The sequence below is a fragment of the Kitasatospora sp. NPDC008115 genome (genome assembly GCF_042957205.1).
Taxonomy (GTDB): Bacteria; Actinomycetota; Actinomycetes; order Streptomycetales; family Streptomycetaceae; genus Kitasatospora.
Map to the genome: position 1 here is coordinate 26,796 of NZ_JBIBHU010000029.1, position 13,487 is coordinate 40,282.

Sequence of the window (13,487 nt, forward strand, 5' to 3'; positions counted from 1 at the left end):
GCCCGGTGCCCTTCGGCGACCGGGCGCCCGCACGGCTCAGTCGAGGATCCGCCCGCCGTGGTAGCGCAGTTCGTAGGCGCGCTCGCCGGCGGCGGTCAGGATGTGCTCGACGCCCCGGAAGCGGTCGACCTCCCCGGTCGGCTCGTCGACGTACCGGTACGCGCCGACGGTGTACCGGAAGCCGCCGAGGAAGCGCCCCTCGGCGTAGAGGGCGGTCAGCGCCGCCTTGACGGTCTCGCCGGCGGCGAAGGCCGTGATGCCGTCGGTGAGCAGGTACCCGTGGTAGTTCATGGCCCAGAGCGGGCGCTGCCCGAGGTGCACGGTCTCCTGCCCGAGGAAGTCGGTGCCGCCGAAGTAGCTGTCCCGGTAGACGAGTTCGCCCTCGCGGTACGCCAGGTCGTGCGAACCGGGGCGGGACGGAGCCACCTGGCCGCGGCCGCCCGCGTAGGTCGCCGCCTTGGCGCGGACCACGAAGGCGTTCAGTTCGCCGGACGTCGGATCGGTGGAAAGGGGATCGATACGCATGCGCGGTGTCCTACCATCCGGCACCGACAACCGGGCGGCGGACGTAGGCTGCGGGCAGCAGATCGTGATTCGACAAGGGGGCGTGACGATGGAGGTTACGAACAGCATCACCGGGACGGTGCACATCGCCGGACGGGTGGTCCAGACCGGCAGCATGTCGGTCGGGCCGGGCCTCGACGAGGCCGCCGAGGCCGCGATCGAGGCCGGGCTGGCCGCCGAGGGCGCGCCGGTGACCCTGACCCGCGGCGAGTACGCGGCGGTGCTGGGGCTGCTCGGGCAGGTGGGGACGGCGACCGGCTCCGAGACCGTGCAGGGCCTGGCGGAACGTCTGTCGGGCCGCTGACGGCGGCCCGGCCCCGGGCGCTTCGAGGCGCCCGGGGCCCGGGGGCGGTCAGGAGGCGACGAAGGCGACCAGGTCCTTGGTGAACTCGGCCTCGAACGCGCCGGTCAGGCCGTGCGGCGCGCCCGCGTAGACCTTCAGGGTGCCCTGGGGGAGCAGCTTGACGGCCTTCCGGGCGGAGGCGGCGATCGGGACGATCTGGTCGTCGTCACCGTGCGCGACCAGCACCGGGATGTCGATCTTCTTGAGGTCCTCGGTGAAGTCGGTCTCCGAGAACGCCTCGACGCAGTCCAGCGCGTTCTTCAGGCCGGCCTGCATGCCCTGCAGCCAGAACTCGCGGCGCTTGCCCTCGGAGACCGCGGCGCCGGGGCGGTTGTAGCCGTAGAAGGCCTCGCTCAGGTCGTAGTAGAACTGCGACCGGTCGGTGGCGACACCCGCGCGGATGCCGTCGAAGGCCTCCAGCGGGGTGCCCTCGGGGTTGGCCTCGGTGCGCAGCATCAGCGGCGGGACGGCGCCCAGCAGGACGGCCTTGCGCACCCGGGCGCTGCCGTGCCGGCCGAGGTAGCGGGCGACCTCGCCGCCGCCGGTGGAGTGGCCGACCAGCACCGCGTCGGTGAGGTCGAGCTGGTCGAGCAGCTCGGCCAGGTCGTCGGCGTACTGGTCCATGTGGTTGCCGTCCCACGTCTGGGTGGAGCGGCCGTGGCCGCGCCGGTCGTGGGCGATCACCCGGAAGCCGGCCGAGGCGAGGGCCACCGCCTGGTTCTCCCAGGCGTCGGCGTTCAGCGGCCAGCCGTGCGACAGGACGACGGGCCGTCCGCTGCCCCAGTCCTTGTAGAACTTCTGGGAACCGTCGGAAAGGGTGATGAAGGGCATGACGGCCTTTCGGTCGAGCTCGTCGAGCAGGGAGTGGACGCCGGTCCGGGTGCGCTCTCGGGGCGTTCCGGCCGACTGGTTCCCAGCATGACCGGCGAGGCGGGCGCAGGCACGGCCGTGGCGCCTTCCGTGCACCGTCAGGCAAGTGCCGTGCGGTACGGAGCACGTCCCCCCAGGTGGCGGAGAACCGGCCGGGTGCGAACCGCCCGGCCCGTTCCTAGGCTGGTGGCATGGGCGACTTCGACGGCTTCACGGCCCTGCTCGACTACCCGGTCTACGTGGTCACCGCGCCCGGACCGCCACCGGCCGGGTGCCTGGTCGGCTTCGCGGGCCAGTGCTCGATCGACCCCGCGCGGTTCGTGGTGTGGATCTCCAAGGCGAACCACACCTACGACACGGCCCTCGCCGCCGACGCGCTGGGCGTCCACCTGCTGCCGTACGGGCACGGGCTGGCCGCGCTCTTCGGCGGCCGCAGCGGCGACGACACCGACAAGTTCGCGGCCGTCGAGTGGTACCACGGGCCGTACGGGGTGCCGGTGCTCGCGGAGGCGCCCGCCTGGTTCGTCGGCCGGGTGCTGGACTGCGCCGACTGGGGCGACCACACCGGCCTGCTGCTGGCCCCGGTCGCCGCCGCAGCCCCGCCCGCGGGGGCCGTCCCGGTGCTCTCCTACCGCGACGTCGCCGCCATCGACGCCGGCCACCCGGCCTGATCCCGCGCCAACCGGGCACCCCGCCCGGGCACTTGACGGATGCCGGCCGGGCAGTGTCGGTGGCCCGTCCTAGGCTCCTGGGCCATGAGCATGATCGGGCGTTACCTGCGGCTCGGCGCCGGGGAGTTGGAGCGGGCCGAGCGGGAGCCGGAGTGGGCCCTGGAGTTCGTCCAGGAGCTGGACGAGGCGGGCGGCGGCGAGCGGTCGGGCGGCGGCTGGGCGCGGCTGCACCGGACCGGAACGGCCTGGCAGGCGCTGGACTTCCTGCTGCGCCGCCGGGGGTTCCCGGTCGACCTCGTGCACGGCGAGGGGGAGCTGCCGGGCGCGGAGGACTGGGGCTACGGGCCGCCGTCCCTGATCACCCCGGAGCGGGTCGCGCTCGCCGCCGGGGCGCTCGCGGAGCTGGACCCGGGCAGGCTGGTCGAGGGGGTCCGGGCGGCGGACCTCGCCGAGGCGCGGGTGTACCCGCAGGGCCGGTGGGCGGAGGAGGACTCGCTGCACCTGGTCACGGCCGAGTACCGGGCGCTGTCGGACTTCGTCCGGGCGGTGGCGACCCGTCGGCACGGGGTGCTGGTGTGGATCGAGTGACCCGGCGACGGGCGGCGGGCAGCGGGGCATGTCGGTACATTGAGGACATTACGGAAATTCGGGAGCAGTCCCGGTCCAGCGTGTCCACGCAAAGAAGGCCGAGCCGCCTTCGGAAAGGGTCTCCATGCAGCGTGCCCTCAGCCCCGCCGTCCTCGCCGAGCTGCGTCGGCCGAGGCCGTATCCGGCGGTGTCGATCCTGATGCCCACGCACCGCCGGGAGCCGGACAACGCGCAGGACCCGGTCCGGCTGCGCAACCTGCTGGCCGAGGCCAAGGAGAAGGTCCAGGCCGACCCCGAGGTCTCCCGCGCGGACCGGATCAGCGTCCTGGAGCAGCTCGACCGGGCCCTCGCCGAGGTCGACCTGGTGCACGCCGAGGACGGCCTGGCCATCCTCGCCGCCCCCGGTGAGCACCAGGTCTGGTCGCTCGCGCGCCCCGCGCCCGCCCGGGTGGTGCTGTCGGACACCTACCTCACCCGCAACCTGGTCGCCGCGCAGGCCGCCGAGCGCCCCTACTGGGTGCTCGCGGTGGCCGCCGACCGGGTGGTGCTGTGGAGCGGCGACGAGGAGCGGGTCACCGAGGACCGCGAGCACGGCTTCCCGCTGGTGCGGGTCTTCGACAACCCCGACCCCGAGCGGCAGGAGCAGATCGGCGACACCCCCAGCACCTTCCGCGACGAGGAGACCAAGACCTTCCTGCGGCAGGCCGACACGGCCGTCGGCAAGCTGCTCGCCGCCGACCGCCGCCCGCTCTACGTGACCGGCGAGGCCGCCGCGCTCGCCCTGCTGGACGCCGTCGGCCCGATCGCCAAGGAGGCCACCGAGCAGCTCCCGCACGGCGGCCTCGCCCAGGCGGACGGCGAGGCGGTCCGCAAGGCGGTCGAGTCCGCCGTGCGCGCCCACGCCGAGCGCGAGACCACCGAGGCGCTCGCCCAGCTCGACGCGGCGCGCGGCCGGCAGACCTTCGCGGCCGGCCTGGACGAGGTCTGGCGGGCCGCCGGCGAGGGCCGGCTCGGCCGGCTGGTGGTCGAGGAGAACTTCCGCACCACCGTCCGCGACGACGGCGCGCACCTGGTGCCCGCGGCGGCCGAGGAGTCCGGCGCGCGCGAGGACATCGTCGACGAGGTCGTCGAGCGCACCCTCGACACCGGCGGCCGGGTCAGCTTCGTGCCCGACGGCACCCTGTCCGACGCCGGACGGATCGCCGCCGTGCTGCGCTACTGACGGCCCGGGCGCCACCGACGCCGCGGGCGTTCCCGGGGCATCCCCGGGAGACGGGCGGCTACCGGACGGCGATCCCGACCAGGCAGGTGTCGTCGTCCGTGTCCGCGTTGCTGTAGCGCAGCAGGTGGTCCAGGTGCTCCTCCAGGCCGTCCGCTCCGCCCGCCGCCGTCTCGCAGGCCTGCTCGGCGAGCGCCATCAGGCCCGTCAGCGACGCCTGGAAGGACTCGTCGCGGCGCTCGATGAGCCCGTCCGTGTACATCACCAGCCGGTCGCCCGGCTCCAGGAGCAGCTCGCCCTCCTCGTAGTCGGCCTGGTCGACGGCGCCGAGCAGGATGCCGCCCAGCTGCGGCAGGGTGCTCGCCCTGGCCCCGCGCAGCAGCACCGGCGGCGGGTGCCCCGCGCGCGCCCAGCGCAGCCGGCGCGAGCCGGGCCGGTAGAGGCCGCAGACGGCGGTCGCGGTGACGTTGTCGGTCAGATGGTGGGTGACGCTGTTCAGCCAGCCCAGCAGCTGGGCCGGCCCCGCCCCGGTGGCGGCCAGGCCGCGCAGCGCGTTGCGCAGGGCGACCATCCCGGTGGCGGCCTCGATGCCGTGGCCGGCGACGTCGCCCACGCACAGCAGCACGTCCCCCGACGGCAGCGGCAGGGCGTCGTACCAGTCGCCGCCGACGAGATGGCCCTTCTCGGCCGGGCGGTAGCGCACCCCGACCCGCAGGTCCGGCAAGTCCAGCGGGCCGTGCGCCGGCGGCATGATCGCGTGCTGGAGCTGGAGGGCGAGCCGGCTGCGCTCGGCCGCCTGCTGCTCGCTCTGGGCGAGCTGGTCACGGGTGGCGGCGAGCGCGACCTCCGTCCAGTGCTGGGCGGAGATGTCCTGGTAGGCGCCGCGCACGGTGCGCAGCCCGCTGCCCGGCCCGGGCACCGGCTCCGCGACGACGCGGATGTGCCGGGTGACGCCGTCGGGGCGTTGCAGCCGGAAGGCGGTGGACGCCGGGCGGTGGTGGTGCAGCAGGGTGCGCAGGAACCGCCCGATGGCGTGCCGGTCGTCCGGGTGGGCGTGGTCGGGGAGCTGGTCGAGGGCGATCGGCGGCGCACCGGGCGGCAGCCCGTGCAGTTCGAACAGGGTGTCGTTCCAGACGATCCGGCGGGTGCTCAGGTCCTCCTCGAAGCCGCCGATCCGCCCGAGGCGCTGCGCGTGCTGAAGGAGCCGGGCCACCCGCGGGATGCCGTCGTCCAGGCGCCAGACCACCGCCAGATGGCCGCCGTGGCGGCTGATGCCCACCTGCGCCCGGGTGACCAGCGGCACGCCGTCGACCAGTGCGGCGAGCCGCAGGTCCGGGGTGCGGAACGGCTCGCCGGTGGCGAAGACGTGCTCGACCTTCTCGGCCAGGCCGCCCGGTTCGGCCGCCAGCGGGTACGCCTCCAGCAGCCGGGCGCCGGCGATCGCGCCGGTGGGGCGGCCGGCGAAGTCCACGAAGGCCGGGTTGACGTGCCGGATCACGAAGGGCGGCGGCAGGTCGTCGGCGTCCGGCGCGACCCGCAGGATCATGCACGGGTCGAGCAGGCCGTCGGTCAGCCGGCGCAGCTCCTCGAACCGGGTGTCGGCGGGGTCCGGCGCGTGCGGCTCCGGTTCGCCGCCGGACTCCAGGGTGGCGGCGGCCACCTCCGCGAGCGCCTCGAACTGCCGTTGCAGCGGCTGGGACTGCTCGGGCAGCCGTTCGTGCCAGCAGAGTTCCAGGACGCCGATCAGCCGTCCGCCCTTGCCCGCCGGGACGGCCAGCCGCCCGCCGCGGATCTCGTGCTGGCCGACCGAGGGCAGTGAGGCCTCGGCGAGCGTCGGGTAGCCGACCGCCGCCCGCTCGTCCAGGGCGCGGCGGGCCGGGGTCGGCACGCCCGGCGGCACGTGGCGCCAGCGGCGGGCCTCCTCCTCGTGGAAGCCGGCGCTCCCGGCCAGCGACAGCGAGAGGTCCGGGTGGGCGGCCCAGACCGCGACCGCCGCCACGCCGAGCGGGCGCAGCGCGTGGTCCAGCATGGCGCGGGCCGCCGCCGCGGCGTCGCCGCCCGCCAGGGCGTCCGCCTCGGTGCTCCGTAGCCGCACCGCCACCGGCTCGGCCGGTTCGGCGGGCCGGTCCGGCCGAGAAGGTCCGCCCGGCCTGCCCGGTCCGCCGGGTTGTTCCGGGGGGACGGCCGCCTCCTCGACGAACGCCCGGGCGAGCGCCGAGATCTGGTCCGCGGCGGCCTGGTTGACCAGGTCGGCGGCGAGCGCCAGGGTCGACACCCCGGCCTGCTCGGCGAGGCTCTCCAGTTGCCCGGCGGCCTCGGTGGGCCCGCAGCGCAGGCGCTCGACCAGGACGCCGACGCCCATCTCGACCACGGCCCGGCCCGCCGAGTGGGCCTGGGCGCGCTCCAGTTCCAGCCGCAGCCGCTCCACGGTACCGGCCAGCCGGCCGACCGCGGTGGCCTCCCGGCCGGCCTCCGTCGCCTGCCGGTCGGCCGGGGCGCCGGCCGCAGCGCCGGCCGGAGCGCTCCCGCGCTGCGGGCCCACCCGCGGGGCGCCGCCCTCGGACGGCGCGGGACGGTCCGTGGCCGGCGGATCCTGCGGCTGCTGCACGGTGCTGACTCCTGGGGTCGGGCGGCGGGTGGACTACCGGGTCAGGTGGTGCCTGATGCGGCCGATCACCTCGGCCGGCTCGACCGGCTTGGTGATGTAGTCGCTGGCACCCGAGGCCAGGCTCTTCTCCCGGTCGCCGATCATCGCCTTGGCGGTCACGGCGATGATCGGCAGCCCCTCGTGCTCGGGCATCGCGCGGATCGCCGCGGTGGCCGTGTACCCGTCCATCTCCGGCATCATCACGTCCATCAGGATGACGTCGATCCCCGGGTGGGCGGCCAGCGCCTCCAGCGCCGCCCGGCCGTTCTCCGCCTGGAGCACCCGCAGGCCGTGCAGCTCCAGGATGCTGGTGAGCGCGTAGAGGTTGCGGTCGTCGTCGTCCACCACCAGCGCGGTGCGCCCGGCCAGCGTCGGATCGGCCTGCGGGCTCCACCCGGCGTCCCGCCCGGCGTCGCGCACCAGCGGCAGCACCGCGCCGGGGCGGTCGGCGCTCATGTGCAGCGCGACGCGTTCGCGCAGCTCGTCCAGGCTGGAGAGGAACTCCAGCGGACGGCCGCGGTCCCGGCGGACGTCCTGCTCGTCCTGCGCGCCGACGCCCCGGTTGTGGTGCGCCAGCACCGGGACGGCGTGCAGCGCCGGGTCGCGCTCCATCTCCTCCAGGAACCGCGCCGCGGTGCCGTCGGGCAGGTCGAGTTCCAGCACCACGCAGTGGCACGGCGAGGTGGCCAGCGCGGTGGCGGCCTCCTGGGCGCCGACCGCGGTGACGATCTCCACCTGGCGCCGCCCGCCGGCGTAGCGGGCGAGGTCGGCCACGGCGTTCTCCGCCACCAGGGAGAGCAGGCCGTTCGGGCGGCCCTCCACCACGAGCAGCCGGCGCGGCCCCTCGGCGGCCGCCCGGTCGTCGGGGTGCCGGCCCGGGTTCCCGGCCGGCTCCGGGGCGCGGCTCGGTGTGCGGCGCGGCGCGCCGTCGGCCGGGCCGGCCGCGTCGGGCCGGGCGGCGGGCAGGTAGAGGGTGAAGGTGCTGCCCCGCCCGAGGGTGCTCTCCACGGTGATCGCGCCGCCGAGCAGGTAGGCGATCTCCCGGCTGATCGACAGGCCGAGACCGGTCCCGCCGTACTTGCGGCTGGTGGTGCCGTCGGCCTGCTGGAAGGCGCCGAAGACGGTCTCCAGGTGCTGGGGCGCGATGCCGATGCCGGTGTCGCTCACCCGGAAGGCGAGCACCGGGCCGCCCTCGCGCCGTACGCCGTCGGGGAGTTCGGCGGTCGCGGCGGGCTCGATGCGCAGCTCGATCCGGCCCTGCTCGGTGAACTTGACCGCGTTGGAGAGCAGATTGCGCAGCACCTGGCGCAACCGGTAGTCGTCGGTGGCGAGTTCGGCCGGTACGCCGTCGACCGTCCGGACGGCGAAGGCGAGGTTCTTCTGGCCGGTCATCGGGCGGAAGGTGGCCTCCGCGTAGTCGAGCAGGGCGCGCAGCGGGACCGCCTCGACGTTGACGTCCATCTTGCCCGCCTCGACCTTGGACAGGTCGAGGATGTCGTTGATCAGCTGGAGCAGGTCGGAGCCGGCCGAGTGGATGATGCCGGCGTACTCGACCTGCTTGGCGGTCAGGTTCCTGGTGGGGTTCTGGGCGAGCAACTGGGCCAGGATGAGCAGGCTGTTGAGCGGGGTGCGCAGCTCGTGGCTCATGTTGGCCAGGAACTCGCTCTTGTAGGTGGAGGCCAGCGAGACCTGGTGGGCGCGGTCCTCCAGCTCCTGGCGGGCCTGCTCGATCTGGAGGTTCTTGGCCTCGATGTCGCGGTTCTGCGCGGCCAGCAGCTCGGCCTTCTCCTCCAGTTCCGCGTTGGAGGCCTGGAGCTCCTCCTGGCGCGCCTGCAACTCCTCGGAGCGGGCCTGGAGTTCGGCGGTGAGCCGCTGGGACTCGCCGAGCAGCTCGTCGGTCCGGGCGTTGGCGATGATGGTGTTGACGTTGACGCCGATGGTCTCCATCAGCTGGTCGAGGAAGTCCCGGTGGACCTGGGTGAACGGCTGCACGGAGGCCAGCTCTATGACGCCGAGGACCTGCTCCTCGACCACGATCGGCAGCACCACCAGCGACAGCGAGCCGGTGCGGCCGAGGCCGGAGGAGGCGGCCAGGTAGTCGGGCGGCAGCGAGTCGACGGTGATGGTCCGCCGGCTGCGCGCCGCCTGGCCGACGAAGGACTCGCCCAGCCGGAAGCGGGTGGGGCGTTCGCCGTCGGGGAACGCGTAGGAGCCGACCAGGTGCAGCACCGTGCCCTCGGGGCCCTCCTCGGCGAGGTAGAAGGCGCCGCACTGCGCGGAGACCAGCGGGGCGAGTTCGTCCATCACGGACTCGGCGACGACCACCAGGTCGCGCCGGCCCTGCATCAGCGCCGAGAAGCGGGCCAGATTGGTCTTCAGCCAGTCCTGCTCCTCGTTGGCGCGGGTGGTCTCGCGCAGCGACTGCACCATGAAGTTGACGTTGTCCTTGAGGTCGGCGACCTCGCCGGAGGCGTCCACGGTGATCGAGCGGGTCAGGTCGCCGGCCGCGACGGCGCTGGTCACCTCGGCGATCGAGCGGACCTGCCGGGTGAGGTTGCCGGCCAGCCGGTTGACGTTCTCGGTCAGCCGCTTCCAGGTGCCGGAGACGCCCTCCACCTGGGCCTGGCCGCCGAGCCGCCCCTCGGAGCCGACCTCGCGGGCCACCCGGGTCACCTCGTCGGCGAAGGAGCTGAGCTGGTCGACCATCGTGTTGATGGTCTCCTTCAGCTCCAGGATCTCGCCGCGCGCGTTGACGGTGATCTTCTGCGAGAGGTCGCCGCCGGCCACCGCGGTGGCCACCTGGGCGATCGCCCGGACCTGGCCGGTGAGGTTGCCGGCCATGAAGTTCACCGAGTCGGTCAGGTCGCGCCAGGTGCCGGAGACGCCCTTCACATCGGCCTGGCCGCCGAGGATGCCCTCGGTGCCCACCTCGCGGGCGACGCGGGTCACCTCGCCGGCGAACGCGGACAGCTGGTCCACCATGGTGTTGACGGTGTTCTTCAGCTCCAGGATCTCGCCCCGGGCGTCCACGGTGATCTTCTGCGACAGGTCGCCCTTGGCGACCGCGGTCGCCACCTGGGCGATGTCGCGCACCTGGGTGGTGAGGTTGCCGGCCATCGCGTTGACCGAGTCGGTGAGGTCCGCCCAGGAGCCCGAGACGCCCGGCACCTGGGCCTGGCCGCCGAGCCGGCCCTCGGTGCCGACCTCGCGGGCCACCCGGGTCACCTCGGAGGTGAACCGGGACAGCTGGTCGACCATGCCGTTGAACACGGTGGCGATCTCGCCCAGCAGCCCGTCCGCGTCGTCCGGCAGCTCGGTGCCGAAGTCGCCGTCCCGCACCGCCGTCAACCCCGCGAGGAGCAGCCGCAGTTCGGGTTCGCCCACCCGCGCGGTGTCGGGCGCTCCGGTCCGGTCGTGCTGCGGGCCGTGGAACGTGGTGGGGCCGGCCATCGAATGCTCGCCTCCGATCCTGGGCACCGCGGGAACGGGTCTGCGGACCGGTCCCCGGGCGCGGTGGTATCGCCACGGAGGCTACCCCACCCCTTACGGCGGTTGAAAAAGAGTTGGTGCCTGAGGCAACCTTTCAAGGGTCCCGCCGCTCCGGCGCCCGTCCGGCAGTCTCCGCGAAACCTTCACGGACGGCGACTGCATCCTTCCGCGCATCCGGGGTAGCGGGCGCAGGACCGTGCCGACACGACGGAAGGACTCCCATGGTGGCCCCCACCGGTGAACTGCTCGTTTCCGCCGCTGCGTCGACCACGACGGCGCTGCGCGACCTGCTGCCGCCCGAACTGGCGGCCGTGGAGGACCCGCGCGAGGTCGCCCCCGCGGACGCCCGCGAACTCACCAAGGTGCTGCTGCGCCGCCTCGCGACGCTGGAGGAGGGGACCCGGGAGTACTCCTACGTCCGCTCCACGCTGGTCGAGATGAACCTCTCGCTGGTACGGTTCGCGATCCGCCGCTTCGACTCGCACCGCGAGCCCAAGGAGGACCTCCTCCAGGTCGGCGCACTCGGCCTGATCAAGGCCATCGACCGCTTCGATCCCGAACTCGGTGTGGAGTTCACCACCTTCGCGCTGCCGACCGTGCTCGGCGAGATCCGCCGGCACTTCCGCGACACCACCTGGGCCGTCCACGTCCCGCGCCGCCTCCAGGAGCTCCGGATCACCCTGGCCAAGGCTCAGGAGCGCCTCGCCCAGCGGCTGGACCGCGCCCCGACGGTGGCCGAGCTGGCCGAGCACGTCGGCATCGGCCAGGAGGAGGTCGTCGAGGGCCTGACCGCCGCCAACGGCCACACCGCGGGCTCCCTGGACGGCGGCGGCGAGGACGGCGACGGCCCCGCTCCGCTGGCCGGCCACCTCGGCGAGGACGACCGGGAACTCGGCCTCGTGGAGGACCTGGTCGCCCTCAAGCCCCTGGTGGCCGCCCTGCCGGAGCGCGATCGGCTGATCCTCTCCATGCGCTTCTGCGAGGACATGACGCAGTCCCAGATCGGTGCCCGCCTCGGCCTGTCGCAGATGCACGTCTCGCGACTCCTGAGCCGGACGCTGCGACAACTGAGGCAAGGGATGGAAGCAGCCTGAGCGCAGCGCGTGGTGCGGCTCCGGGGGCGCCACAGCCCCGGTCCTCCCTCCCTCACTTGGCCGACGGGCGTGATCTCCGTATGGTCGGAAGGCACGGACATGGAGGGGAACGACGATGATGCCATCCGACAACGACCGGGGAGAGACCGTGCTCGCGGCCTCCCAACCGCGTCCGGGGCTGGTGGTGGAAACCCGCTCCGGACCCGACGGCGCGGTGGTCTGCGCCCTGGCCGGAGACCTCGACGTGGAGACGCTGGCCCCGGCCGCCGACACCCTCGCCGAGCTGGTCGCCCAACGGCCCGCGGCCGTGGTGATCGACCTTCGGGGAGTGGGGTTCTGCGACTCCTCGGGCCTGAACGTCCTGCTGCGCACCCGCCTGGCGGCGGAGCGGGCGGGCCTGGAGCTGCGACTCGCCGCCGTCCCGGCCACGGTCATGCGGGTCCTCGACCTGACCGGGGCGCGGACGGTGTTCGCCATCCACGAGTCGGTCGGCGAGGCCCTCGCGGGATGAGCCGTGACGCGCACCGGACCGGACCCGCGCCGGTTCGGTGCCGTCCGGCCCGGCGGCAGGCATAATTCCGGAACCGCCGGGAAACCGACCATGCGGAAAAGGCCGTCGATCCGAAGGGGTGCCCTCCTATGACGCTGAGCCGGGGAACCCTGGACGGAGACCCCCAGCAGGCCGGACCCGCGGCACCCCCGGGCGGCCAGCGCCGGCGGCTGACCCTGGCCGGGCTCCCCAAGCCGGTCTCCCACGCCAGGACCTTCACCGCCGGGGCGCTCGCGGACTGGTACCCGGCCGCCGTCGGCCCCGGTGCCCGCGACGAGACCGCCGAGGACGTGGTGCTGCTGGCGGCGGAGCTGGTCGCCAACGCGATGCTGCACGGGGGCGGCCCGCTGGAGATGGTGCTCGACGTCACCGGGTCGCGGCTGCGGGTCGAGGTCAGCGACCGCAGCCCCGTCATGCCCACCCCGCGCCGGCCGCACAACCCGGCGCTGCCCGGCGGTCACGGACTGTTCATCGTGGAGCGGACCGCCGACCGCTGGGGCGCCGAGCCGCACGCCCAGGGCAAGACGATCTGGGCCGAGGTCGACACCGCGCGCTTCCTGCACGACGGCTGAACGCGGCGGCTGAACGGGCCGGGAGCGCGTCCCCGGCTCACAGCCCCTCGACCGCGCGGGCGTCGCCGGTCAGCGCGTAGCGGCGGCAGGCCAGCAGCTCGTCGAAGGTGCTGCCGATCTCCTCGCCGAGCAGGTGCAGCACCGTCTCGGCGTCGTGGTCCGAGACGTAGCCCGGTGCCACCCGCAGGGCCAGCAGCCCCAGCTCACGGTAGCCGCCGCGCAGCCGCTTCTGCACGTCCAGCCCCTCGGCGACCACGGTGCGCCAGGCCTCGACGTCCATCCCGTCGGGCCCGGGGACGCGGCGCAGATCGGCTGGCGGCACGTCCGGGCTCTCGCGCAGCTCGGCGACCGCGTCGGCGACGGCGGCGGCGACCCGGGCGGGCTCCCGGGGTTCCTCGCCGGACTCCTCGCGCAGCTGGCCCAGACGCTCGGCGAGCAGGTCGGACAGCTCCGCCAGGCGGCCGCGCAGGTCCACCACCGCCCGCACGTCCAGTACCGCCCAGCTGTCCCAGGAGTGGGCGAGCGAGGGCCCGGCCTCGCGGGCCACCGTCTCCTCGATCACGCCGGCGGTGTCCGCGAGGTCCAGCAGCCGGTAGGCGGTCGGCCGTGGGACACCGAGTTCGGCCATGGCGTAGGCGTCCCAGGAGGGATGGCCCAGTGCCGTCCACACCCGGCCCCGGTGCGCGGCGCGCACCCGCCGGGTCAGTACCAGCGCGGCGGTGCGGGGCTCCGCCACCGCCGCGCGCAGCTCGTCCGTCAGCCGCCGCGCGTCGGCGCGGCCGACCGCGGCGTCCACCTCGGGGTTGCGCCTGTCGTCCATATGCCTTGCTTGCCCGCTGGGCGGCGGGCGGAATCGTGCGATACCCGGGCGAACCGTGTG

Annotated in this window: 12 protein-coding genes; 7 read left to right on the forward strand and 5 right to left on the reverse strand. The window is 74.4% G+C overall.

Annotation, left to right across the window (positions count from 1 at the left end):
* Positions 1 to 36: 36 nt before the first annotated feature.
* Positions 37 to 525 (reverse strand): DUF5680 domain-containing protein, encoded by a 489-nt coding sequence (locus ACFZBX_RS29940; protein WP_391536947.1) that lies wholly within the window; start codon positions 523 to 525, stop codon positions 37 to 39.
* A gap of 88 nt (positions 526 to 613) precedes the next feature.
* Between ACFZBX_RS29940 and ACFZBX_RS29945 the strand changes: the two genes are divergently transcribed.
* On the forward strand, positions 614 to 868 hold the full coding sequence (locus tag ACFZBX_RS29945; RefSeq protein WP_391536948.1) for a hypothetical protein: 255 nt from the start codon (positions 614 to 616) through the stop codon (positions 866 to 868).
* A 48-nt stretch (positions 869 to 916) separates the two neighbouring features.
* Here ACFZBX_RS29945 and ACFZBX_RS29950 read toward each other — a convergent pair whose 3' ends face one another.
* A complete protein-coding gene (locus ACFZBX_RS29950; RefSeq protein WP_391536949.1) occupies positions 917 to 1,738 on the reverse strand; it encodes an alpha/beta fold hydrolase in 822 nt (273 codons plus the stop codon).
* A 230-nt stretch (positions 1,739 to 1,968) separates the two neighbouring features.
* On the opposite strand from ACFZBX_RS29950, the gene ACFZBX_RS29955 reads away from it, so the two are divergent.
* The 3 genes from ACFZBX_RS29955 (at position 1,969) to ACFZBX_RS29965 (ending at position 4,258) form a co-directional block, all read left to right on the forward strand.
* Complete coding sequence (locus tag ACFZBX_RS29955) at positions 1,969 to 2,448, forward strand: flavin reductase family protein (protein WP_391536950.1); 480 nt, start codon at positions 1,969 to 1,971, stop codon at positions 2,446 to 2,448.
* An 84-nt stretch (positions 2,449 to 2,532) separates the two neighbouring features.
* The gene (locus tag ACFZBX_RS29960) at positions 2,533 to 3,036 is read left to right on the forward strand and encodes a DUF1877 family protein (RefSeq protein ID WP_391536951.1); all 504 of its coding nucleotides are present in this window, start codon (positions 2,533 to 2,535) and stop codon (positions 3,034 to 3,036) included.
* A gap of 124 nt (positions 3,037 to 3,160) precedes the next feature.
* Positions 3,161 to 4,258 (forward strand): chemotaxis protein, encoded by a 1,098-nt coding sequence (locus ACFZBX_RS29965; RefSeq protein WP_391536952.1) that lies wholly within the window; start codon positions 3,161 to 3,163, stop codon positions 4,256 to 4,258.
* A gap of 58 nt (positions 4,259 to 4,316) precedes the next feature.
* Here the strand turns inward: ACFZBX_RS29965 and ACFZBX_RS29970 are convergent, their stop codons facing one another.
* Positions 4,317 to 6,863, reverse strand: coding sequence for a SpoIIE family protein phosphatase (locus tag ACFZBX_RS29970; RefSeq protein WP_391536953.1), 2,547 nt, complete (start codon positions 6,861 to 6,863; stop codon positions 4,317 to 4,319).
* A gap of 33 nt (positions 6,864 to 6,896) precedes the next feature.
* A complete protein-coding gene (locus ACFZBX_RS29975; RefSeq protein ID WP_391536954.1) occupies positions 6,897 to 10,379 on the reverse strand; it encodes a HAMP domain-containing protein in 3,483 nt (1,160 codons plus the stop codon).
* 233 nt (positions 10,380 to 10,612) lie between these two features.
* On the opposite strand from ACFZBX_RS29975, the gene ACFZBX_RS29980 reads away from it, so the two are divergent.
* The 3 genes from ACFZBX_RS29980 (at position 10,613) to ACFZBX_RS29990 (ending at position 12,607) form a co-directional block, all read left to right on the forward strand.
* On the forward strand, positions 10,613 to 11,485 hold the full coding sequence (locus ACFZBX_RS29980; RefSeq protein WP_391536955.1) for a SigB/SigF/SigG family RNA polymerase sigma factor: 873 nt from the start codon (positions 10,613 to 10,615) through the stop codon (positions 11,483 to 11,485).
* A gap of 115 nt (positions 11,486 to 11,600) precedes the next feature.
* Positions 11,601 to 11,996, forward strand: coding sequence for an STAS domain-containing protein (locus ACFZBX_RS29985; RefSeq protein WP_391536956.1), 396 nt, complete (start codon positions 11,601 to 11,603; stop codon positions 11,994 to 11,996).
* Positions 11,997 to 12,124: 128 nt separating this feature from the next.
* Positions 12,125 to 12,607, forward strand: coding sequence for an ATP-binding protein (locus ACFZBX_RS29990; protein WP_391536957.1), 483 nt, complete (start codon positions 12,125 to 12,127; stop codon positions 12,605 to 12,607).
* A 37-nt stretch (positions 12,608 to 12,644) separates the two neighbouring features.
* On the opposite strand, the gene ACFZBX_RS29995 is transcribed toward ACFZBX_RS29990, so the two are convergent.
* Complete coding sequence (locus ACFZBX_RS29995; protein WP_391536958.1) at positions 12,645 to 13,427, reverse strand: hypothetical protein; 783 nt, start codon at positions 13,425 to 13,427, stop codon at positions 12,645 to 12,647.
* Between the last annotated feature and the right edge of the window lie 60 nt (positions 13,428 to 13,487).